At 64.7% G+C, this 21,553-nt stretch carries 18 protein-coding genes and 3 tRNA genes; 16 read left to right on the forward strand and 5 right to left on the reverse strand.

Going from position 1 to position 21,553, the window contains the following annotated elements; translation table 11 throughout:
• The first annotated feature begins 13 nt into the window (after nt 1-13).
• The 8 genes from KY379_RS00710 (at nt 14) to KY379_RS00745 (ending at nt 5,961) form a co-directional block, all read left to right on the forward strand.
• A complete protein-coding gene (locus KY379_RS00710) occupies nt 14-568 on the forward strand; it encodes a CvpA family protein (protein WP_133332196.1) in 555 nt (184 codons plus the stop codon).
• A gap of 42 nt (nt 569-610) precedes the next feature.
• A complete protein-coding gene (gene purF / locus KY379_RS00715; RefSeq protein WP_133332197.1) occupies nt 611-2,116 on the forward strand; it encodes an amidophosphoribosyltransferase in 1,506 nt (501 codons plus the stop codon).
• 16 nt (nt 2,117-2,132) lie between these two features.
• A complete protein-coding gene (locus KY379_RS00720; RefSeq protein WP_133332198.1) occupies nt 2,133-3,344 on the forward strand; it encodes an O-succinylhomoserine sulfhydrylase in 1,212 nt (403 codons plus the stop codon).
• Nucleotides 3,344-4,114 carry an SDR family oxidoreductase gene (locus KY379_RS00725; RefSeq protein ID WP_165976120.1) on the forward strand — a complete coding sequence of 257 codons (771 nt, stop codon included), beginning with the start codon at nt 3,344-3,346 and terminating at the stop codon, nt 4,112-4,114. Before KY379_RS00720 ends, KY379_RS00725 begins: the two co-directional genes overlap by 1 nt.
• Before the next feature lie 315 nt (nt 4,115-4,429).
• Nucleotides 4,430-4,505, forward strand: a tRNA-Val gene (locus tag KY379_RS00730).
• 78 nt (nt 4,506-4,583) lie between these two features.
• A tRNA-Asp gene (locus KY379_RS00735) sits at nt 4,584-4,660 on the forward strand.
• Between the two features lie 131 nt (nt 4,661-4,791).
• Nucleotides 4,792-4,868: transfer RNA gene (locus KY379_RS00740), tRNA-Asp, on the forward strand.
• Between the two features lie 187 nt (nt 4,869-5,055).
• Nucleotides 5,056-5,961, forward strand: coding sequence for a DUF2242 domain-containing protein (locus KY379_RS00745; protein WP_261240477.1), 906 nt, complete (start codon nt 5,056-5,058; stop codon nt 5,959-5,961).
• Between the two features lie 239 nt (nt 5,962-6,200).
• Here the strand turns inward: KY379_RS00745 and KY379_RS00750 are convergent, their stop codons facing one another.
• The 3 genes from KY379_RS00750 to KY379_RS00760 form a co-directional block, all read right to left on the reverse strand.
• A complete protein-coding gene (locus tag KY379_RS00750) occupies nt 6,201-7,241 on the reverse strand; it encodes an AraC family transcriptional regulator (protein WP_133328898.1) in 1,041 nt (346 codons plus the stop codon).
• A 4-nt stretch (nt 7,242-7,245) separates the two neighbouring features.
• A complete protein-coding gene (locus KY379_RS00755) occupies nt 7,246-8,364 on the reverse strand; it encodes a carbon-nitrogen hydrolase family protein (protein WP_133328896.1) in 1,119 nt (372 codons plus the stop codon).
• A 67-nt stretch (nt 8,365-8,431) separates the two neighbouring features.
• The gene (locus tag KY379_RS00760; protein ID WP_261240474.1) at nt 8,432-9,253 is read right to left on the reverse strand and encodes a DNA-binding transcriptional regulator; all 822 of its coding nucleotides are present in this window, start codon (nt 9,251-9,253) and stop codon (nt 8,432-8,434) included.
• A gap of 327 nt (nt 9,254-9,580) precedes the next feature.
• Here KY379_RS00760 and KY379_RS00765 point away from each other — a divergent pair, with 327 nt between their 5' ends.
• The 8 genes from KY379_RS00765 (at nt 9,581) to KY379_RS00800 (ending at nt 18,538) form a co-directional block, all read left to right on the forward strand.
• Nucleotides 9,581-11,248, forward strand: a complete 1,668-nt coding sequence (locus tag KY379_RS00765; RefSeq protein WP_261240473.1) for a bifunctional 3-(3-hydroxy-phenyl)propionate/3-hydroxycinnamic acid hydroxylase — start codon at nt 9,581-9,583, stop codon at nt 11,246-11,248.
• 1 nt (nt 11,249) lies between these two features.
• Complete coding sequence (mhpB, locus tag KY379_RS00770; RefSeq protein WP_261240472.1) at nt 11,250-12,194, forward strand: 3-carboxyethylcatechol 2,3-dioxygenase; 945 nt, start codon at nt 11,250-11,252, stop codon at nt 12,192-12,194.
• Nucleotides 12,195-12,213: 19 nt separating this feature from the next.
• A complete protein-coding gene (locus KY379_RS00775; RefSeq protein ID WP_196173401.1) occupies nt 12,214-13,077 on the forward strand; it encodes an alpha/beta fold hydrolase in 864 nt (287 codons plus the stop codon).
• A gap of 15 nt (nt 13,078-13,092) precedes the next feature.
• On the forward strand, nt 13,093-13,887 hold the full coding sequence (gene mhpD / locus KY379_RS00780) for a 2-keto-4-pentenoate hydratase (RefSeq protein ID WP_261240471.1): 795 nt from the start codon (nt 13,093-13,095) through the stop codon (nt 13,885-13,887).
• Between the two features lie 11 nt (nt 13,888-13,898).
• The gene (locus KY379_RS00785; RefSeq protein WP_261240470.1) at nt 13,899-14,831 is read left to right on the forward strand and encodes an acetaldehyde dehydrogenase (acetylating); all 933 of its coding nucleotides are present in this window, start codon (nt 13,899-13,901) and stop codon (nt 14,829-14,831) included.
• On the forward strand, nt 14,828-15,838 hold the full coding sequence (mhpE, locus tag KY379_RS00790; protein ID WP_133328884.1) for a 4-hydroxy-2-oxovalerate aldolase: 1,011 nt from the start codon (nt 14,828-14,830) through the stop codon (nt 15,836-15,838). Before KY379_RS00785 ends, mhpE begins: the two co-directional genes overlap by 4 nt.
• A gap of 169 nt (nt 15,839-16,007) precedes the next feature.
• Complete coding sequence (gene mhpT, locus KY379_RS00795) at nt 16,008-17,186, forward strand: 3-(3-hydroxy-phenyl)propionate transporter MhpT (protein WP_261240469.1); 1,179 nt, start codon at nt 16,008-16,010, stop codon at nt 17,184-17,186.
• A gap of 80 nt (nt 17,187-17,266) precedes the next feature.
• Complete coding sequence (locus tag KY379_RS00800; protein ID WP_261240468.1) at nt 17,267-18,538, forward strand: OprD family porin; 1,272 nt, start codon at nt 17,267-17,269, stop codon at nt 18,536-18,538.
• Nucleotides 18,539-18,555: 17 nt separating this feature from the next.
• Here the strand turns inward: KY379_RS00800 and KY379_RS00805 are convergent, their stop codons facing one another.
• Both KY379_RS00805 and nhaA read right to left on the reverse strand, forming a co-directional pair.
• Nucleotides 18,556-19,902: a chloride channel protein gene (locus KY379_RS00805; protein ID WP_133328878.1), complete on the reverse strand. Its 1,347-nt coding sequence runs from the start codon at nt 19,900-19,902 to the stop codon at nt 18,556-18,558.
• A gap of 82 nt (nt 19,903-19,984) precedes the next feature.
• Nucleotides 19,985-21,316: a Na+/H+ antiporter NhaA gene (gene nhaA / locus KY379_RS00810; RefSeq protein ID WP_133328876.1), complete on the reverse strand. Its 1,332-nt coding sequence runs from the start codon at nt 21,314-21,316 to the stop codon at nt 19,985-19,987.
• Nucleotides 21,317-21,553 lie beyond the last annotated feature (237 nt).

Genomic DNA, 21,553 nt, shown 5'->3' on the forward strand with positions numbered 1-21,553 from the left:
TACAGGCAGCACCGTGGCATTTACCCTGGTTGATTGGGCGATCATCGCGATCATCGCCGTTTCCACACTGATCAGTCTCAAGCGCGGTTTCGTCAAGGAAGCCTTGTCCCTGCTCATCTGGATCATTGCCGGCGCCGTTGCCTGGATGTTCGGCGGCTCGCTCTCGGTGTACCTTGAAAGCTATATCCAGACGCCGTCGATGCGCACCATTGCCGGTTGCGCCATTCTTTTCGTCGCCACCCTGCTGGTGGGGGCCATGCTCAATTTTCTCATCGGCGAGCTGATTCGGGTGACCGGGTTGTCCGGCACGGATCGCTTCCTCGGCATGGCCTTCGGCGCCGCGCGCGGGGCGTTGCTGGTGGTGGTGGCAGTGGGCCTGCTCAGCCTGGGCCCGGTGCAACAGGACAGCTGGTGGCAGGAGTCTCGCCTGATACCACAATTTCTATTGGTAGCCGACTGGTCGAAAAACCTCATCCTGGGGTTCACCAGCCAGTGGTCCAGTGGGGCGATCAGCACTCCGGCTGATCTTCCGTTCAAGGAACAGTTGCTCGGGCCAGCCCGGCCTTGAGCGCTTTTCACTCAAGTTTCATCAAAGTAGGGGTTGCGTCGCATGTGTGGCATCGTCGGTATCGTCGGTAAGTCGAACGTCAATCAGGCGCTGTATGACGCGCTTACGGTCCTCCAGCACCGCGGCCAGGACGCTGCCGGTATCGTGACCAGCCACGACGGCCGGTTGTTCCTGCGCAAGGATAATGGCCTGGTGCGCGATGTCTTCCAGCAGCGCCACATGCAGCGCCTGGTCGGCCACATGGGTATCGGCCACGTGCGCTACCCGACCGCGGGCAGCTCGACCTCGGCCGAGGCCCAGCCGTTCTACGTCAACTCGCCGTACGGCATCACCCTGGCGCACAACGGCAACCTGACCAACGTCGAGCAGTTGGCCAAGGAGATCTACGAGTCCGACCTGCGCCACGTCAACACCAATTCCGACTCCGAAGTGCTGCTCAACGTGTTCGCCCACGAGCTGGCCGTGCGCGGCAAGCTGCAGCCGACCGAGGAAGACGTGTTCGCTGCCGTGTCCCACGTCCACAGCCGCTGCGTGGGCGGCTATGCGGTCGTGGCGATGGTTACCGGCTACGGCATCGTCGGTTTCCGTGACCCCAACGGCATCCGCCCGGTGGTATTCGGTCAGCGCCACACCGACGAAGGCGTGGAATACATGATCGCCTCCGAGAGCGTCGCCCTCGACGTCCTCGGCTTCACCCTGATCCGTGACCTGGCGCCGGGCGAAGCGGTGTACATCACCGAGGAAGGCCAGCTGTACACCAAGCAGTGCGCCGAAAACCCGACCCTGCAGCCGTGCATCTTCGAGCACGTCTACCTGGCCCGTCCGGACTCGATCATGGACGGTGTGTCGGTGTACAAGGCGCGCCTGCGCATGGGTGAGAAGCTCGCCGAGAAGATCCAGCGCGAGCGCCCGGACCATGACATCGACGTGGTCATCCCGATTCCGGACACCAGCCGCACCGCAGCCCTGGAACTGGCCAACCACCTGGGTGTGAAGTTCCGCGAAGGCTTCGTCAAGAACCGTTACATCGGCCGTACCTTCATCATGCCCGGCCAGGCCGCGCGCAAGAAGTCGGTGCGCCAGAAACTCAACGCCATCGAGCTGGAGTTCCGCGGCAAGAACGTCATGCTGGTCGACGACTCGATCGTGCGCGGCACTACCTGCAAGCAGATCATCCAGATGGCCCGCGAAGCTGGCGCCAAGAACGTCTACTTCTGCTCCGCAGCCCCTGCGGTGCGCTACCCCAACGTCTACGGCATCGACATGCCGAGCGCTCACGAACTGATCGCCCACAACCGCACCACCGAACAGGTGGCCGAGTTGATCGGCGCCGACTGGCTGGTCTACCAGGACCTGCCGGACCTGATCGAATCGGTCGGTGGCGGCAAGATCAAGATCGAGCACTTCGATTGCGCGGTGTTCAACGGTGAATACGTCACCGGCGACATCGACGAAGCCTACCTCGATCGCATCGAGCAGGCCCGTAACGACCTGGCCAAGGTCAAGAACCAGGCGGTCAGCGCGATCATCGACCTCTACAACAACTGATTTAGGGAGCGACGGCATGACGGATCAATGGGATGCCGGGCGACTGGACAGTGACCTCGAGGGTGTCGGCTTCGACACCCTGGCGGTGCGTGCCGGTCAGTACCGTTCACCGGAGGCCGAACACAGCGAAGCGCTGTTCCTGACCTCCAGCTATGTGTTCCGCACCGCAGCCGACGCCGCGGCGCGCTTCGCTGGCGAAACACCGGGCAATGTCTATTCGCGCTACACCAACCCGTCGGTGCGGGCCTTCGAAGAGCGTCTGGCGGCCATGGAGGGCGCAGAGCAGGCCGTGGCGACGTCCACCGGCATGGCAGCGCTGCTCGCCGTGGTGATGTCGCTGTGCAGCGCTGGCGATCACGTGCTGGTGTCGCAGAGCGTCTTCGGCTCGACCATCAGCCTGTTCGAGAAGTACTTCAAGCGCTTTGGCGTGCAAGTGGACTACGTGCCGTTGGCCGACCTGGCCGGCTGGGAAAAGGCCATCAAGGCCAATACCAAGCTGCTGATCGTCGAGTCGCCATCCAACCCGCTGGCCGAGCTGGTCGATATTGCCGCATTGAGCGAAATCGCCCATGCCCGGGGTGCCATGCTGGTGGTCGACAACTGCTTCAGCACCCCGGCGTTGCAACAGCCGCTCAAGCTCGGCGCCGATATCGTGTTCCACTCGGCCACCAAGTTCATCGACGGCCAAGGTCGTTGCATGGGCGGCGTGGTAGCTGGGCGTGCCGAGCAGATGAAAGAAGTGGTGGGTTTCCTGCGTACTGCCGGTCCGACCCTCAGCCCGTTCAACGCCTGGATCTTCACCAAGGGCTTGGAAACCCTCAAGCTGCGCATGCGTGCCCACTGCGAGAGCGCCCAGGCGCTGGCCGAGTGGCTGGAGCAGCAGGAAGGCGTGGAGAAAGTGCACTATGCCGGCCTGCCGAGCCACCCGCAGCACGAACTGGCCAAGCGCCAGATGAGCGGTTTCGGCGCGGTGGTGAGCTTTGAGGTCAAGGGTGGCAAAGAGGGCGCCTGGCGCGTCATCGACGCCACGCGGATGATCTCGATCACCACCAACTTGGGTGACAGCAAGACTACCATCGCCCATCCGGCCACCACCTCCCACGGTCGTCTGTCGCCCCAGGAGCGTGAAGCGGCTGGCATTCGCGACAGCCTGATCCGCGTCGCCGTCGGTCTGGAAGACGTGGCTGACCTGCAGGCAGACCTGGCGCGTGGCTTGGCTGCTTTGTGATGGAACTCAAAGGTGGCGGGCCGGGCCATAACGGCCGGGTAGCGCTGGTGACCGGTGCCGCGCGCGGCATCGGCCTGGGTATCGCCGCCTGGCTGATCTGCGAAGGTTGGCAGGTGGTGCTCAGCGACCTGGATCGCCCGCGCGGAGCCAAGGTGGCCAAGGCGCTGGGCGACAACGCCTGGTTCGTCAGTATGGACGTCGCAGATGAAGCGCAGGTCAGTGCCGGGGTGTCCGAGGTGCTCGGTCAGTTCGGTCGCCTGGACGCGCTGGTATGCAATGCAGCCATTGCCAACCCGCACAACCATACCCTCGAGAGCCTGAGCCTGGGGCAATGGAACCGGGTGTTGGCGGTCAACCTCAGTGGTCCGATGCTGCTGGCCAAGCACTGTGCGCCGTATCTGCGTGCGCACAGTGGCGCCATCGTCAACCTGACCTCGACCCGTGCCCGCCAATCCGAGCCGGATACTGAAGCCTATGCAGCGAGCAAGGGCGGCCTGGTGGCCTTGACCCATGCCTTGGCCATGAGCCTTGGCCCGGAGATCCGGGTCAACGCGGTGAGCCCGGGCTGGATTGATGCCCGCGATCCTTCGCAGCGGCGGGCCGAGCCATTGACCGAGGCCGACCATGCCCAGCATCCGGCGGGCAGGGTAGGGACTGTGGAGGATGTCGCGGCCATGGTCGCCTGGTTGCTGTCGCGTCAGTCGGGGTTCGTGACCGGGCAGGAGTTCGTGGTCGACGGCGGTATGACCCGCAAGATGATCTACAGCTGAGAAAGGTCCCTTTTTAATGCTTTACGGAATGTTGGGAAAGAGAGGCGGTGATGGGTTTAGCGGCATTTGGGGGGGCACCAGGTGCTTGTCTTGAGGGTTGAGGTGGCGCTCGATCTCACAGGCGCTGCATCTCCCGAACGAACATCCCAGCCCCCAGCCCCCACCAATCCGCGAAGCCCCCCTTTTTTCTCCACAACGCTTTTCCATCTTTTTCGCCGTTTTTGAAAAAAAATCCAATGGGGGTATTGACTTAGCTTCGGCACCTGCGTAAATTTCGCGGCCTCAGCGAAGCAAACGCAACAAGCAACACTGCGAGGGTGATTAGCTCAGCCGGGAGAGCATCTGCCTTACAAGCAGAGGGTCGGCGGTTCGATCCCGTCATCACCCACCACTTCCTGAGATGTTCCTGACCCGGGACGCTTCGAAAGAAGCCTCCTAACAGAGAGGAACGGGACGCAAGTCCATATGCGCAGCGGTAGTTCAGTCGGTTAGAATACCGGCCTGTCACGCCGGGGGTCGCGGGTTCGAGTCCCGTCCGCTGCGCCATCTTCGCCTCGAGGTCCCATGAACATCTCGAAGCAACGGAAAGAGCGAATGATGTCCGTTCTTTTCGTGCCTCCCGCCACTATTCGGCGGAGCAGGTCCAGGTTTCAACCGGGCGTAAGCCCAAGCGATACGCAGCGGTAGTTCAGTCGGTTAGAATACCGGCCTGTCACGCCGGGGGTCGCGGGTTCGAGTCCCGTCCGCTGCGCCATATTCGCCTCGAGGCCCTGAACACCTCGAAGCTACGAACAAAGCGACCTCCGGGTCGCTTTTTTCGTTTCTGCGCCCGGTCAGCACTGACTTTTACAAGATGCTGACACACTCTTAATCTAACGACGGTTCCCGTGCTGCCTGCGCTGTTGCACAATAGGCACCCTTCGACTTACCCGGAATTCGCAATGACCAGATCATCCGTCTTTGGTGCGCTCGGGCTGGCCCTGGTGCTGGCGGGCGTGACCGGTTGCTCCTCGAAAAAAGCCGCAATCTACGAGCACGAGAACTTCGATGATTCGGGCACCTTCTCGCGCAGCTTCCCGGTCAGCGATGCCGGTTCGTGCGAGGCGGCACGCCGTGCCTTGCTCAGCCAGGGCTACATCATCACCAACAGTGGCCCCAATCAGGTTGCCGGCAACAAGAGCTTCCAGCAGAACAGCGAGAACCACCTGCAGATCAGCTTCAACGTCACCTGTGCACCGGATGTCAGCGACGACCAGCGTTCCACCATGTTCGCCAACGCCCTGCAGGACCGCTACAGCCTGAAGAAATCCAACACTTCAGCCAGCCTTGGGGTGGGGGTGCTCGGGTCGGTGTCGATGCCGATCGGCTCCAGTGACGACTCCATGGTCAAGGTGGCCAGCGAGACGGTGACTGCGGCGCAGTTCTACGACCGTTATTTCGTCTTGGTCGAGAGCTATCTGCCCAAGCCGAAGAAGGTCAAGAAAGCCAAGACGGAAGCACCGAAAGCCGAGCCGGCCGCGCCTGCCCTTGGCTTGCCGGAACAGGCCCTGGCTCCGCCAGCGGTGCCGGCCCCTGAGCCCGCCCCGGCAGCAGCGCCTGCGGTTGCCACTGAGCCTGCGCCTTCGCCTGCAGCGGAGACGGCACCCGCAGCGTCCGCAACCCCTCCTGCCGCAGTAGCCGCCGCCAGCGAAGCCGCTAGCGCACCGGTGGTCGACGACAGCCAGGGTTCGCAGCCCATCGCTCCTCCTGCCGAGCCTGCGCCCATTGAGGTGCAGTCGCAGGAGGTTCAGTCCAGTGAGACCAGCCAAACCAGCGAAGCGGTCGAGAGCGCGCCTTCAACGCCGTGATGGGCGCGGCACACGACCTGTAACAGATAGCCGGCGATAACTTCCTGAACACCTGCTACGTTTATCACTCATAAGCTCGTCATCATTCCTTCATCCAGCCACCGTAGGTTGGGAAGATGACCCACGAAGACACATGAGAGAAGAGGACGCAGGACCATGGATGACTATCAGGAAGAACTGCTCGAAGACCGCGCCTACGAGCTCGATAGCCCGGAACCGGCAGACGACGCCACCGAGCTTTAACCTAGCCGTCGCTGGTTGCGACGGTAATCCCCCGGTGTCAGGCCGGTCCAGCGCTTGAATGCGCGCTGGAAGGCCTCAGCCGACGCAAATCCCAACAAGTACGCAATCTCGCCGAAGGCCAATGCCGTGTCGCGGATATAGGTCTCGGCCAGGTCGCGGCGGGTGTCGTTCAGCAGTTCGCGAAAACCGGTGCCTTCCTCGGCCAGTCTGCGCCGCAGCGTCCACGTCGGGAGCTGCAGGTGGCGCGCCACATCTTCCAGGTCAGGTTCTCGTCCGCCATTGAGCAACGGGCCGAGCAGGTGGGTGATCCGTTCACCCAGGCTACGCACCCGCGTACGCTGCACCATCTCGGCTTCGCACAGCTGCAACAAGTGCTGCCAGGTGCTGGGGCAGTGGTGTGGGTTGACGATGTCCAAGGTCGTCCGCCCCAAGCGCAGCTGGTTGCCCTCGGCGGAGAACTGCACGGTGCTGGTGCACAGGGCTTGGTAACGTGCCGCATAGCTTGGCGCATCGAATTCGATCTCCAGCCGTTCAGCCTGCAAGGGGCGTCCCACCAGATCGGACAGCTGGGCCAACCAGCCCGCCAGCAGTGACTCGACCACGAAACGGTTGTAGGCGTTGTACGGGCTGATCGAATAGAAACGCAACCACGCGCCATGGGCGTCTTCATGGTAGCTCGACTGCCCCCGGTAGTTGGCCGCATACAGGGGTTCGAAACGCAACAGGGCGTGCGCCGCGGCGCCCACCGTGGGGGCCTGCGCTGCTGCGACCCCGGCCAGGCCGGCATGGGGCAGGCGGCTGAGGTGGCCCATGCGCAGGCCCAGGGCCGGTTCGCCGGCCAGCGCCTGGGCCGCATGCCCCAGGTGCATGTAACGGGGTATCGACAAGCGTGCCCCGGCTTCGGCCAGACGCGCCTCGTCCAGACCGTAGCGGTGCAGAAGCGGCAGCGGGTCGTGACCCAGCTCGGTCAAGGCAGCGGCCAGCGGTTGGACGAAGCCTACCGAAAGGTCACCCAGGCGTACGCGGGGACGTAACATCGCACTACAGCCACAGGTTGAGCAGACGCGCACCCTGGCTGGGTGGCCCCGCGAGCAGCTCGCCGTCCTGATAGGCGAAGCCCTGGCCGTCGCTGCCCTGTTCCCAGAATTGTCCGCGCATGAACACGCTCATGCTGATCACCTCGGCCGAAGCCGGCTGGGTCAATCGCTCCCAGGCGGTGCGCTCGCTGACCTCGCCGCGTTGTACGTCCAGGCGCGCAGCGGCCTCCTGGTGACGGTTGCCGCGCCAGGGCGCCTGCCAGCTGTCCTTGCCGCTGAGAAACACCGGGTTGGCGATCAACTGCACGGATTGCTTGGCCAGTTGCTGCTGGTTCTGCGGGTACCAGCTGTCGCTGCCGACCAGCACGCCCAAGCGCCCGGCCGGTGTATCGATGACTTGCAAGGGGTGCTGGTGGCCGGCATGGATGTAGCGGCGCGTTTCGCTTTCCGGAAACTGCTGGTGCTGAGGCTGGCCGAGCAACGAGCCGTCGCCGGCGAAGACCAGGCTGCTGTTGAACAGCGGGCCGCTGCCGGCGTGCAGCACGCCCTCTTCGACATATGGCGCAGGCAGGACGATGGAGCCCGCTACGAGGGTCACGCCGAACTCTCTGGCCAGGCCGCCGAACAACTGCTGGTAGTCGCTGGCCATCTGTTGCGCCTTCATGCGCAAGTGGGCATCGGCGCGGCGATCGTCACCACTGGCGCCGAGCATCGCCAAGCCATAGCGCAGCGGGTTGCTCAGCTCCAGCCATTGCAGCGCCTCGCGACTCTGGGTGGCCTGGTACAGCTCTTTCTTCTCGCCCCTGGCCCATAACCAGGTGCCGATGTGTTCTGGCAGTACCACCACCGTGCGCGGTCCCACCAGTCCTTGCGCGCGCGCCTGTTCAAGGTAGGCAGCGAGCTTGCGGTGCAGGCGTTGCAGGTTCTGGTAGTCGCTGGGGTAGAGCAGGGGCTCAACCCCCAGCAGGTTGCCGCGCTCGCCCGGTACGCCATGATTGAGCGCCACGGCGATGCGCAGGTCGGATAGGTAGTGGCCTTCCGGGCGCTGCTGGGTCCAGAAGCCGTAGCCGCACGCGGCGGCGATCATCACCAGCGCCAGGGCGCTTGCCAGGAGTTTTCGCATGGAGCTTCGGTATTCGCTGAAAATGGAGTGGGCCAGGCGATTGCGCCAGCCGATGCCGGGCATTCTGTCACGATATCCCCGGCGGCGGCGAATGATCGGCGCCCAGGTTTTGCCGAACCTGTAGGGCAAATGCCTGCAGGGCCGGCAGGTAGCGCTCGGCAGCCTGTTCGATGGTCATTGCCTTGGCGATGTAGATCAAGCTGACGCACCCCAGCAGGCGCTGCTGATCATGGTCGTACAGGGGCACGGCGATGGACGCGATGCTGGCCTCGCGGTTCCAGCCCATGTAGTTCTCGCCATAACCGCGGTGGCGGGCTTTGCGCAGGAGGTTGTCGAGGGCCAGACGGTCACGCGCCAGGTGGTATTCAGGCTCCTCGCGGGTCGCCAGTAGCGTGAGGATCTGCTCGCGCTCGGCCTCGCCGCAAAACGCCAGGTAGGCCATCCCGGTGGCGGTCTGCAGCACCGGCAGACGGCGGCCGACCATCGAGCGGTGGAAGGACAGGCGGCTGAAGCGGTGGGTGGTTTCGCGGACCACCATCTCGTCGACTTCCAGGGTGCAGATGTCGGTGGGCCAGACCACCTGCTGCAGGAGGTCGCCCAGCAAGGGGGCGGCGATGGCGGAAATCCACTGTTCATCGCGAAAGCCCTCGCTCAGTTCACGCACCTTCAGTGCCAGGCGAAAGCTGTCGTCGGATTCGCTGCGGCGCACGTAGCCCTCGTCCTGCAAGGTCTCGAGCAGGCGCCGGACGGTCGTGCGGTGCAAGTCGGTGAGCTCGGCCAGGCGCGTTGGGCTGGCACCCCCGTCCAGCCGGTTCAAGGTGTTGAGCAGGGTCAGGCCACGGCTCAGGCCGCGCACGGTCTTGTAGTCGGAGTCTCGATCTTTGTTCACTAAAAAACCTTAAAAAACAATGATGTGCACTAAGTGCACGCTGACGCTGTTTTTCATTGTAGGGCAATCGGCGCCATTCCTATACTCGCCACAACAACTACAAACGCCCTGACAGGGGAATACACCATGCGCCATGCCTGCCTGCACGCGACATCCCTACCTGCATCCATCGCCCGCGTCTTGGCCCCGCGAAGCGTAGCGACATTCCGCTAGACCCGTACCAGTCAAAACGCCCGTTCATCCCCCTTGCGCCTGCCTGCGCGAGGACGGTCGCGGCTTGCCTGGAAACCTTCCGGGCCGCCGAGGGCAGTGTCGAGGATCACAACAATGAACAAGCCGCATCCAGATCACATCCAGGCCGACTACACCGCAGACGTGGTGATCATCGGTGCCGGCCCCGTGGGGTTGGCCATCGCCAACTATCTCGGCCAGGCTGGCGTAAAGGTGCTGCAGATCGAGAAGCTCGACCAGCTGATCGACTACCCACGCGCCATCGGCATCGATGACGAGTCGTTGCGCACCATGCAGGCCATCGGTCTGGTCGAGCAGGTGTTGCCACACACCACGCCGTGGCACGCCATGCGCTTTCTCACGCCCAAGGGTCGCTGCTTCGCCGATATCCAGCCGAGCACCGACGAGTTCGGTTGGTCGCGCCGCAATGCGTTCATCCAACCGCAGGTCGATGCCGTGCTGCACCGAGGCCTGGAACGCTTCGCCCATGTCCGCACGCTGTTCTCCCGAGACGTGGTGCAGTTCCAGCAGGACGACGAGGGCGTGAGCCTGCAGATGACGGCTCCGGACGGTCGTCAGGAAACCGTGCGGGCGCGCTACCTGGTGGCTTGCGACGGTGGCAACAGCCTGATCCGTCGTACCCTGGACATCTCTTTCGAGGGCAAGACCGCCCCCAACCAGTGGATTGTCATCGACATCGCCAACGACCCGCTGGGCACTCCCAACGTGTACCTGTGCTGCGACCCGGTGCGCCCCTACGTATCGGCGGCGCTGCCCCACGGCGTACGACGCTTCGAGTTCATGGTGATGCCGGGTGAGACCGAGCAGGAGCTGGGCAATCCGGAGAACCTGCGCAAGCTGCTGGCCAAGGTGCTGCCCGACCCCGACCGGGTCGAGCTGATCCGCAGGCGCGTGTACACCCACAATGCCCGTCTGGCCGGCCGCTTCCGGGTCAAGCGGGTGCTGCTGGCCGGCGATGCAGCGCACATCATGCCGGTCTGGCAGGGCCAGGGTTACAACAGCGGTATGCGTGACGCCAGCAACCTGGGCTGGAAGCTGGCCCTGGTGGTCAAGGGCCTGGCCGGCGAAGCGCTGCTCGATACCTATGAGCAGGAGCGCCGCGACCACGCCAAGGCGATGATCGACCTGTCGGTGCTGGCCGGCCATGTATTGGCGCCGCCCAAACGCTGGCAGGGCGCGCTGCGCGATGGCATTTCCTGGGCACTGAACTACCTGCCGGCGGTCAAGCGCTACTTCCTGGAAATGCGTTTCAAACCCATGCCCCAGTACACCAAGGGGGCGCTGGTCGCCGCCGCGGACAGCAAGGCCACAGCGGTCGGGCGCATGTTCATCCAGCCCAAGGTACTCACCGAATCGGGTGAAATCCGCCTGCTCGATGACGTCATCGGCAGCCAGTTCGCCTTCATCGCCTGGGGCAACGATCCGCTCTGGGGGCTGAGTGCCGCCCAGGAGCAAGCCTGGCGTGCGCTGGGGGCCTGCTTCATCCAGGTGGTGCCGGACGTGCAACTCAAGGCCGGTCGCGAGGTGCCGGATGGGGTGATTCGCGTGGGCGACTGCACGGGGCGTCTGAAGGAGTGGTTCGGTCGCTACCCGGTATCCATTGCGCTGCTGCGTCCGGACCGCTTCGTCGGCGCGGTGGCCATCCCGCAAACCATCGGTCAGGCCAGCGATACCTTGCTGCGCGCCTTGGCTGCCCAGCCACTGTCAGGCGCACAGGTGCCCCTGGCATCGAAGGTGGCGTGAGATGAGCGCCTATCTGCACTGCCTGTCCCATACCCCGTTGGTAGGTTACGTCGATCCGCCGCAAGCGGTACTGGCCGAGGTCGACGAAGTGATCGGCGCGGCTCGCGCGCGCATCGCTGCATTCGACCCCGAGCTGGTGGTGCTGTTTGCCCCGGACCATTACAACGGCTTCTTCTACGACGTCATGCCGGCTTTTTGCATCGGCATGGGCGCCACCGCCATCGGCGATTTCCAGAGCGCCGCCGGCCCGCTCGACGTGCCCCGCGAGCTGGCCGAGGCCTGTGCCGGCGCGGTGCTCGAGGCGGGTGTGGACGCTGCAGTGTCGTACCGCATGCAGGTCGACCACGGCTTTGCCCAGCCGCTGGAGTACCTGCTTGGCGGCCTGGCGCACAAGCCGGTGATTCCGGTGTTCATCAACAGCGTCGCGGTACCGCTGCCCGGCTTCGCCCGCGCCCGGCTGCTCGGTGAGGCCGTTGGCCGCTTCGCCCGCAGCACTGGCAAACGCGTGTTGTTTCTCGGTTCTGGCGGCCTGTCGCACCAGCCGCCGGTGCCGGAACTGGCCCATGTCGATGCGCGCATGGCCGATCGCCTGATGGGCAGCGGCCGCGACTTGCCGACCAACGAGCGCCAGGCCCGTCAGCAACGGGTGATCAGCGCCGCCGAAGGTTTCGTGCGTGACCAGCACAGCCTGCACCCGCTCAACCCGGCCTGGGACAACCACTTCCTCGACCTGCTCGAACAGCGCCGTTTCGAAGAGCTCGACGTCATGGCCAACGCCGACCTGTCGACCCTGGCTGGCAAATCGACCCACGAGGTCAAGACCTGGGTAGCAGCCTTCGCCGCGCTCGCTGCCTACGGCGACTACCAAGCCAGCGAGCGCTATTACCGGCCGATCCCCGAGTGGATCGCAGGTTTTGGCTCGCTCAGCGCCCATTCCCTTATTTGATGACCGGAGGACTTCCATCATGACCAGCATTTCCATCAGCGAAGCCGCCAGCAGCCGATTTGCCCGTGTCCGCGAAGGCGAGCTCGATCTGCAGGTGCACTACAACGACCTTGGCGAAGGTGCCGAGACCGTGGTCATGCTCCATGGCTCCGGCCCGGGGGCCAGTGGCTGGGCCAACTTCAACCGCAATATCGAACCACTGCTGGCCGCCGGTTACCGCGTGGTCTTGATGGACTGCCCAGGCTGGAGCAAGAGCGACCCGATCGTCTGCCGTGGCTCTCGCTCGGACCTCAACGCCACCGCCCTCAAGGGCCTGCTCGACGTGCTGGGCCTCGAACGCGTGCACATCCTCGGCAACTCCATGGGCGGCCACAGCGCCGTGGCCTTTGCCCTGAGCTACCCCGAGCGCGTCGGCAAACTGGTGCTGATGGGCGGCGGCACCGGTGGCGTGAGCCCGTTCGTGCCGATGCCTACCGAGGGCATCAAGCTGATCAACGCCCTGTACCGCGAGCCCACCATCGACAATCTGAAGAAGATGATGAACGTCTTCGTCTACGACCCCAGCGACCTCACCGAGGCGCTGTTCCAGACCCGCCTGGACAACATGCTCAGTCGCCGCGACCACCTCGACAACTTCGTCGCCAGCCTGGCCGCCAACCCCAAGCAGTTCCCCGACTTCGCTGCACGCCTGGGCGAGATCAAGGCCAAGACCCTGGTGGTCTGGGGCCGCAACGACCGTTTCGTGCCGATGGACGTCGGCCTGCGCCTGATCGCCGGTATCGCCAATTCCGAACTGCACGTGTTCAACAACTGCGGCCACTGGGCCCAGTGGGAACACGCCGAGACCTTCAACCGCCTGGTACTGGACTTCCTCCAGCACTGATTTGAGGTACATCCCATGACCATCGATTCGCAAACCCTCGAGCGCCTGGCCGCCGACCTGCGCCGTGCCCAGCTGCTGGGGGAGGCCATCGCTCCGCTGCGTGACGTCATCGGCGCGGAAAACGCCGAAGCGGCCTACGCCATCCAGCGCTTGAACGTTGCCCACGCTCTGGTTGACGGGCGGCGTCTGGTGGGCCGCAAGATCGGTCTGACCAATCCCAAGGTGCAGGCCCAGCTGGGCGTCGACCAGCCGGACTTCGGCAGCCTGTTCGCCGACATGTGCTTCGGCGACAACGAAAGCGTGCCCTACGCCAGCGTCTTGCAGCCGAAGATCGAGGCCGAGATCGCCCTGGTGCTGGCCCACGACCTGCCCAGCGCGCAGACCACCTTCGCCGATGTGATCGCCGCCACTGGCCATGTGCTGCCGGCGCTGGAGATCGTCGGCAGCCGTGTGCAGGGCTGGAACATTCGCTTCGCCGACACCGTGGCCGACAACGCCTCCAGCGGTTGTTTCGTGCTTGGCGGCCCTGCACGCCAGTTGCACGACCTTGACCTGCGCGGCGCCGCCATGCGCATGACCCGCAACGGCGAGCTGGTGTCCAGCGGCACGGGTGCCGAATGCCTCGGCCACCCGCTCAACGCTGCCGTCTGGTTGGCCCGTACCATGGTGCGCCTGGGCGAGCCGCTGCGGGCGGGCGACATCATCCTCACTGGCGCCCTCGGGCCGATGGTGGCGGTGGCGCCGGGCGACCATTTCGAAGCCGAGATCGACGGCCTGGGCCGCGTCGGCGTGACCTTCAGCGACGAGTGACGGAGACCTCCATGAGCCAGAAACGCAAAGTTGCCATCATCGGCTCCGGCAACATCGGCACCGACCTGATGATCAAGATCCTGCGCAACGCCAAGCACCTGGAAATGGCTGCGATGGTTGGCATCGACCCGGCCTCCGACGGCCTGGCCCGCGCCGCCCGCATGGGCGTCGCCACCACCCACGAAGGCGTGCAGGGGCTTACCCGTCTGCCGGTGTTCAAGGACATCGAGTTCGTCTTCGACGCCACCAGCGCCGGCGCCCACGTGACGAACGATGCCCTCCTGCGCCAGCACAAGGCCGACCTGCGCATGATCGACCTGACCCCGGCGGCCATCGGTCCGTACTGCGTGCCCGTGGTCAACCTCGAACAGCAGCTGCAGGCGACTAACGTCAACATGGTCACCTGCGGTGGCCAGGCCACCATCCCCATGGTCGCGGCGGTGTCGCGCGTGGCCAAGGTGCACTACGCCGAGATCGTCGCCTCGATCGCCAGCAAGTCCGCCGGCCCCGGCACCCGCGCCAACATCGACGAGTTCACCGAGACCACCAGCAAGGCCATCGAGGTGATCGGCGGCGCGAGCAAGGGCAAGGCGATCATCATCATGAACCCCGCCGAGCCGCCGCTGATGATGCGCGACACGGTATACGTGCTGAGCGAGGCCGCCGATCCGCAACGGATCGCGGCGAGCATCGAGGAAATGGCCGCTGCGGTGCAGGCCTACGTGCCGGGTTACCGCCTCAAGCAGCAGGTGCAGTTCGAACAAGTGCGCGACCTCAGGTTGCCGGGGCAGGGCACCTTCACCGGCCTCAAGACCTCCGTGTTCCTCGAAGTCGAAGGCGCGGCCCATTACCTGCCGGCCTACGCTGGCAATCTCGACATCATGACCTCCGCCGCGCTGGCCACCGCCGAGCGCATGGCGCAAGCAATGGGGGCCTTGGCATGAACGGCAAGAAACTCTACATCTCCGACGTCACCCTGCGCGATGGAATGCACGCCATCCGTCACCAGTATTCGCTGGACGACGTGCGCGCCATCGCCGCTGCCCTGGACCGGGCCAAGGTCGACTCCATCGAAGTCGCCCATGGCGATGGTCTGCAGGGTTCGAGCTTCAACTACGGCTTCGGTGCCCATACCGACCTCGAATGGATCGAAGCAGCCGCCGATGCGGTCAGCCACGCCAAGATCGCCACGCTGCTGCTGCCAGGGATCGGCACACTCCACGACCTGAAGAACGCCTACGACGCCGGTGCCCGAATCGTGCGCGTCGCCACCCACTGCACCGAAGCGGACGTCTCCCGTCAGCATATCGAGTATGCCCGTGAGCTGGGCATGGACACCGTGGGTTTCCTGATGATGAGCCACATGCAGACGCCCGAAGGGCTGGCCCAGCAGGCCAAGCTGATGGAGCGCTACGGCGCCACCTGTATCTATGTGGTGGACTCGGGCGGGGCGATGAACATGGACGACGTCCGCGCGCGCTTCCGTGCGGTCAAGGCCGTACTCGACCCGGCCACTTCTACCGGCATTCATGCCCATCACAACCTCAGCCTGGGCGTGGCCAACTCCATCGCTGCGGTGGAGGAGGGGTGCGATCGCATCGACGCCAGCCTCGCCGGCATGGGCGCCGGTGCCGGTAATGCCCCGCTCGAGGTATTCATCGCCGCCGCCGACAAACTCGGCTGGAACCACGGCACCGACCTGTACGCGCTGATGGATGCCGCCGACGACCTGGTGCGTCCGCTGCAGGATCGTCCCGTGCGAGTGGACCGAGAAACCCTGGCGCTGGGATATGCCGGGGTCTATTCGAGCTTCCTGCGTCATGCCGAGGTCGCGGCTGCCCGCTACGGCATCAAGGCGGTGGACATCCTCGTCGAACTGGGCAAGCGGCGCATGGTGGGTGGTCAGGAAGACATGATCGTGGACGTGGCGCTGGACCTGCTCAAACGCTGATCCGAGCAGTCGGGCTGCTGCGCAGCCCATTCGCGGGTCAAGCCCGCTCCGAGAGGTGCAGCACTGCCCTCCAGAGCTGCACGGTACCTGCGGGAGCGGGCTTGACCCGCGAATGGGGCGCACAGCGCCCCCCTCTCGAGCCCAATACAAAAACAATACGGGTAACACCATGACTTCTTCTGCAATCACCTCGCCTCGCGTGGCCGTCACCATCGGCCTGTGTTTTCTTGTCGCCCTACTGGAAGGCCTCGACCTGCAAGCCGCCGGTATCGCCGCTCCGGGCATGGCCAGTGCCTTCGGCTTGGACAAACCGCAAATGGGCTGGGTCTTCAGTGCCGGTATTCTCGGCTTGTTGCCCGGCGCCCTGGTCGGCGGCTGGCTGGCTGACCGTTTCGGCCGCAAGCGCATCCTCATCGGCTCGGTCGCACTGTTCGGTTTGTTCTCCCTGGCCACCGCTCATGCCTGGAGCCTGCCCAGCCTGTTGCTGGCGCGGTTGCTCACCGGGGTCGGGCTGGGCGCTGCATTGCCCAACCTGATCGCCCTGACCAGCGAAGCTGCCGGCGCTCGCCTGCGCGGCAGCGCCGTCAGCTTGATGTACTGCGGCGTGCCACTCGGTGCGGCACTGGCTGCCGGTATCGGCATCGCCGGCTACAGCGGAGAATGGCAGCGGGTGTTCCATGTCGGCGGCGCCGGGCCGCTGCTGATCCTGCCGCTGCTGGCGCTGTTCCTGCCTGAGTCGGGACAGTTCCGTAGCACCGCCGAGGACGCGCCGAGCCTGCGCCGCGAGCTGTTCGGCCAAAGCGCCACCTGGCTACTGTGGCTGAGCTACTTCTTCACCCTGATGGTGGTGTACATCCTGATCAACTGGCTGCCGAGCCTGCTGGTCGGTCAGGGCTTCAGCAGCCATGACGCCAGCTGGGTGATGTTCGCCCTGCAGATCGGTGCGGCCATCGGCACGTTGATCCTCGGTCAGGTGCTCGAGCGCCTGCCGGCGGGGGTCACCGCAGCAGTGGTTTACGTCGGCATCCTCGCCGCCCTGGCGGGCCTGGGGTGGGCCAGTGCACTGCCGGCAATGCTCGTCGCTGGTTTCTTCGCCGGCTTCTTTGCCACCGGCGGGCAGGGCGTGCTGTATGCCCTCGCACCGCACTTCTACCCCGTGCGGGTGCGCGCCACGGGCGTTGGCGCGGCAGTGGCGGTCGGGCGCCTCGGGGCGATGAGTGGGCCGTTGGTGGCCGGACAGATGCTAGCCCTGGGCGCCGGCTCCGCCGGCGTGCTGATGGCTTCGGCGCCCGGTGTGGTGATCGCGGCCCTGGCGCTATTCCGCCTGATCGGCCGCCGCCCGGCCTAATTTCCCGCTGTTCGACCTTGCTGTGCTCCCTGCTGCGTCTGCGGCAGGGCCTCCTACAACTACAAGAAAGTGAAGTGACCATGCACAAGGCCCGAAAAAACTGCCTGGCTCTGGCCATCGGCCTGTTTTGCGCCAACCCCAGCCACGCCGCTGGCTTCATCGATGACAGTCATGCCGAGCTGGTAGTGCGCAACTATTACTTCGACCGCAATTACGTCGGCCAGACGCCGCAAGCCGCTGCCCGTGAGTGGGCCCAAGGCTTCATCCTCAACGTCAGCTCCGGCTTCACCGAAGGCGCGGTAGGCTTCGGTCTGGACGCCAAGGGCATGCTCGGCGTCAAGCTCGACTCCTCGCCCGACCGCACTGGTACCGGCCTGTTGCCGTTCGACCCGATCACCCGCGAGCCCGCCGACAATTACTCCGAGCTGGGCCTGACCGGCAAAGTGCGTATGTCGCGGACCGAGTTGCAAGGCGGCACCATCAGTACCTTCCTGCCGATCGCCTTCGCCAGCCCGACCCGATTGCTGCCGCAGACCTTCCGCGGCGCCTACTTACGCTCCAGCGATATCGGGCGTCTGAGCCTGCACGCCGGCTGGCTCGACCGCATCAATCTGCGAGACTCCACCGACTATCAAAAAATGAGCGTCGCCGCGCCCAATGGTCGCTTCAACGGCGCGGCCACCTCTGACCGCTTCACCTTCCTTGGCGGTGACTATGCCTGGTCCGACGCTTTGACCCTGCGCTACTACCATGCGGCACTGGATGGGCTGTATCGCAAGGACTATTTCGGCTTCGTCGATGACCGCAAGCTGGGGCCGGGCCGGCTGAAGAGCGACTTTCGGCTGTTCGTCACCGGTGAGGATGGCGCCGCCAAGGCCGGCCCGGTGGACAATCGCAACACCGCGCTGATGCTCACCTATGCCTGGGCCAGCCACAGCCTGGGCGTCGGTTACATGCAGCTCGATGGCGACACCGCCATGCCTTATCTGTACGGCACCGAGCCGCTGGTGATCACAGAGGGCACGCTCAGCTCCGAGTTCATCAACCCCAAGGAGCGCAGTTGGCAGGTCAAGTTCGATCAGGACTTCGCCGCGTTCGGCGTGCCTGGCCTCAAAGGCATGCTGCGCTATGTGCGCGGCGACAACATCGAACTGGCGCGGTTTGGCGGCAGCGGGCTCAGCGAAAGCGAGAAAGATGTGGAGCTGTCCTATACCGTGCAGCAGGGCAGGTTCAAGGGCGTGGCGCTGCGTCTGCGCCACGCCTGGTACCGCAACGACTTCCTGCCCGGCGCTTCGCACCGGGACGACAACGAGTTGCGCGTCAACCTCGATTACACGGTCAAGCTCTGGTAAAGCTCAACTGCTGGTTCTCAATCGGCCACGTTGCGAGGCGCGGTGTTCTGGGGCGGCTCGCGCGGTGCCAGCTTGTCGATGATCTGCCGGGCCAGGGCGTGATACAGCGATACAGGTGAGATCCAGCCGGAAATCGCCGCCGCCATCAAAGTGACGGCGAGCATCGGGATCGCCAGATCCGGGCTGTGGGTCAGCTCCAGCACGATCACCGAAGCGGTCAGCGGCGAGCGGGTCACACCGGCCAGGTAGGCGCCCATCCCGAGCAGTGCGCAGGCCTGTGGGTCGACGTCCGGCAACCAGGCCACCACGGGTGCGAAGGCTGCACCGATGCTCAGGGATGGCGAGAACAGCCCGCCTGGAATGCCGGAAAGGTAGGAGACGACATTGGCCAGGAATTTCCAAGCCAGGAAGTCGGCACCGGTGATCGGCTCGCCCTCCAGCAGTGCACGGGTTTCTTCGTAGCCGGTGCCGAACACGTGGTTGCCGGATATCACCCCAAGTACGGCCAGCAGCAGCCCGCAACCGGCGGCGAATCGCACCGGATACCGCCCGCGTAGCGCCGCCATGCGACCCAGAGCGCCGCGGTCGCTGGGCAACACCAGCTTGGCATAGAAGCCGCCCAGCACGCCGCCCAGCACCGCGCAGGCCGGCACTACGCTCCAGCCCCAGCCTTCGGGCATGCGGCCGCTGATCTGGCCGAAATAGGCGTAGTGTCCCATCAGCCCCAGCGTCACCACGCCGCCGATCAAGACCGCGGTCAACACCAGGCCGCTGAAGCGTTGCTCGAAGGTGCGGCTCAACTCCTCGATGGCAAACACCACCCCCGCCAGCGGCGTGTTGAAGGCTGCAGCGATGCCGGCGGCGCCACCTGCGAGGATCAGCCCAGCGACGGTACGCCGACCATGCAGGCCCAGGCGCCGGCCAAAGGTATAGAGCACTGCGGCGCCGATGTGTACGGTGGGGCCTTCACGACCAACCGATCCTCCCACCAGCAATGCGCCCAGCGTCAGGGTCATGCGCGTGGCTGCCACTGGCAACGAGAGCAGTTGTGCACGAAACCTGCGTGAAGGCATTTCCAGGGCGGCGATGACCTGGGGTATGCCGCTGCCCTTGGCGTTTTGAAAGCGGCGCTGGGTCAGCCAGGCCAGGCCGGCGAAGCCAAGAGGGGTGATCAGTAGCGGCGACCAGGGGGCCCATTGCAACAGACGCTTGAAGGAGGCGAAGGCTGCATCGGCCAGCCAGGCGAACGCCAGCGCGACCAGCCCTACCAGCAGCGCGCCTACCCAGAACGCCAGGCGCTGGCGCCACTGGCGCCAGCGCAGGCGGTGGAGGGAGGGGGCGGAGGGAGAGGTCTGGTCGGGCATCGTCCGTGCGCTGCTGAGTGGCAAAGCCACGAGTATGGCGTTTTTTTCAGCACCGGCATACCCGACCCAGGTTGTAGCTCCCTCAGCGCTTGCGCAGACTCCAGGCGCCCCAGGCCAGTCCCAGTGCAGCGGCAATCACCGAAGCGCACAATACGCCCAGTTTGGCGGCGCCCAGGGCAGCAGGGTCGGCGAAGGCCAGGTTGGCGATGAAGATCGACATGGTGAAACCGATGCCGGCGAGCAGGCCGATCAAGGTGATGCTGCGCCAGTTCACGTGCTCTGGCAGCGAACACCAGCCCAGGCGGACCATCAGCCAGCTGACACTGACGATGCCCAGGGGCTTGCCGGCCACCAGTGCGACCGCGACGGCGATCATCACCCACTGCGGCGCCTCGCTGGTCAGGTCGACTCCCGACAGGTTGACGCCAGCGTTGGCCAGGGCGAACACCGGCATGATCCCGTAGGCCACCCAAGGATGCAGCGCGCCCTGGACACGGACCACAGGCGGTACCAGTTCGCGCTGGGCAAGGCGCAGGTTCTTCAGGGGACTGATCAGTTCGCTGGCATCGCGCTCCGGCGCTTTGGCGCGGCCCAGCAGTTCCTGGGTGAAGCGCGTCACGGCATCCAGTGGGCGCTCACGCATGGGCATTGCCGCGACAGGCGTCATCAGGCCAAGCACGACACCGGCCAGGGTAGGGTGGGCACCGGTCATCAATACACCGACCCAGGTGATAGCGCCCGGAACGATGTACGCATAGGCAGAGCCGATACCGATCTTTTGCAGCCCCACGACCATCAGCAAGCCAATCAGCGCGACGCCGAAACCGCTGTAGTCGAGGCCGCCGGAGTAGAAGAAGGCGATGATCAGCACGGCGATGATGTCATCGATGATCGCCAGCGCGAGCAGGAAGATCCGCACGTTCGAGGGAATCGATTTACCGAGCAGCGCCAGCACGCCGACGGCAAAGGCGATATCGGTGGCTGTCGGTACGGCCCAGCCTTGTTGTTCGCTGGGCGCATGGCCGAAACCGAGGTAGAGCAGAGCAGGCACCACCACGCCGCCGATGGCCGCTGCCATGGGTAAGGTGGCCTGGCGCAAGCTGGAAAGGGCGCCTTCGTGGATCTCGCGGCGAATCTCCATGCCGACGACCAGGAAGAAGATGGTCATCAGGCCGTCGTTGATCCAGAAGTGCAGGGACTGGGCGTATACCAGCGACCCTACGCCAATGGTGATGGGCGCGTGCCAGAGGGCTTCGTAGCTGTCGGCGGCCGGAGAGTTGGCCCAGATCAGAGCGGCGATGGCGGCGATGAGCAACACGATGCCGCTGACGGCTTCGATGTGCAGAAAACGCTCGAGGTTGGCAAAAGCGCGTTCGGCCAATTGTTGGGCACGAGGCAACTGGTTCAATTGCATAGGCGCAAGAACTCCCGCATGGCGGCCCGACCTGCGTGGTTCTTTAACCTGCTTCACTGCCCTATGCAGCTAGCACCCGGGCCATAGTCTACCGTACAAGCGTGCCGTGTTGAATGCGAAGCCGTGGCTAAACGTTACAGAGCATGCACGTAACCCCCTAATATTTGAGATTTAATTGAACTGACGGTACGGTTTTCAGCACCAATGCGTCGCACACCACCCGGTGTGGGCACGCTC

The organism is Pseudomonas sp. HD6422 (assembly GCF_025377065.1).
Lineage (GTDB): Bacteria > Pseudomonadota > Gammaproteobacteria > Pseudomonadales > Pseudomonadaceae > Aquipseudomonas > Aquipseudomonas putida_U.

Coding starts and splice junctions, on each gene's coding strand:
- KY379_RS00785 (WP_261240470.1), top strand. CDS start 13,899: ATGAGCCAGAAACGCAAAGTTGCCATCATCGGCTCCGGCAACATCGGC.
- KY379_RS00755 (WP_133328896.1), bottom strand. CDS start 8,364: ATGCGAAAACTCCTGGCAAGCGCCCTGGCGCTGGTGATGATCGCCGCC.
- KY379_RS00800 (WP_261240468.1), top strand. CDS start 17,267: ATGCACAAGGCCCGAAAAAACTGCCTGGCTCTGGCCATCGGCCTGTTT.
- mhpE (WP_133328884.1), top strand. CDS start 14,828: ATGAACGGCAAGAAACTCTACATCTCCGACGTCACCCTGCGCGATGGA.
- mhpB (WP_261240472.1), top strand. CDS start 11,250: ATGAGCGCCTATCTGCACTGCCTGTCCCATACCCCGTTGGTAGGTTAC.
- KY379_RS00745 (WP_261240477.1), top strand. CDS start 5,056: ATGACCAGATCATCCGTCTTTGGTGCGCTCGGGCTGGCCCTGGTGCTG.
- KY379_RS00750 (WP_133328898.1), bottom strand. CDS start 7,241: ATGTTACGTCCCCGCGTACGCCTGGGTGACCTTTCGGTAGGCTTCGTC.
- mhpD (WP_261240471.1), top strand. CDS start 13,093: ATGACCATCGATTCGCAAACCCTCGAGCGCCTGGCCGCCGACCTGCGC.
- KY379_RS00765 (WP_261240473.1), top strand. CDS start 9,581: ATGAACAAGCCGCATCCAGATCACATCCAGGCCGACTACACCGCAGAC.
- KY379_RS00775 (WP_196173401.1), top strand. CDS start 12,214: ATGACCAGCATTTCCATCAGCGAAGCCGCCAGCAGCCGATTTGCCCGT.
- mhpT (WP_261240469.1), top strand. CDS start 16,008: ATGACTTCTTCTGCAATCACCTCGCCTCGCGTGGCCGTCACCATCGGC.
- KY379_RS00725 (WP_165976120.1), top strand. CDS start 3,344: ATGGAACTCAAAGGTGGCGGGCCGGGCCATAACGGCCGGGTAGCGCTG.
- KY379_RS00720 (WP_133332198.1), top strand. CDS start 2,133: ATGACGGATCAATGGGATGCCGGGCGACTGGACAGTGACCTCGAGGGT.
- KY379_RS00805 (WP_133328878.1), bottom strand. CDS start 19,902: ATGCCCGACCAGACCTCTCCCTCCGCCCCCTCCCTCCACCGCCTGCGC.
- nhaA (WP_133328876.1), bottom strand. CDS start 21,316: ATGCAATTGAACCAGTTGCCTCGTGCCCAACAATTGGCCGAACGCGCT.
- purF (WP_133332197.1), top strand. CDS start 611: ATGTGTGGCATCGTCGGTATCGTCGGTAAGTCGAACGTCAATCAGGCG.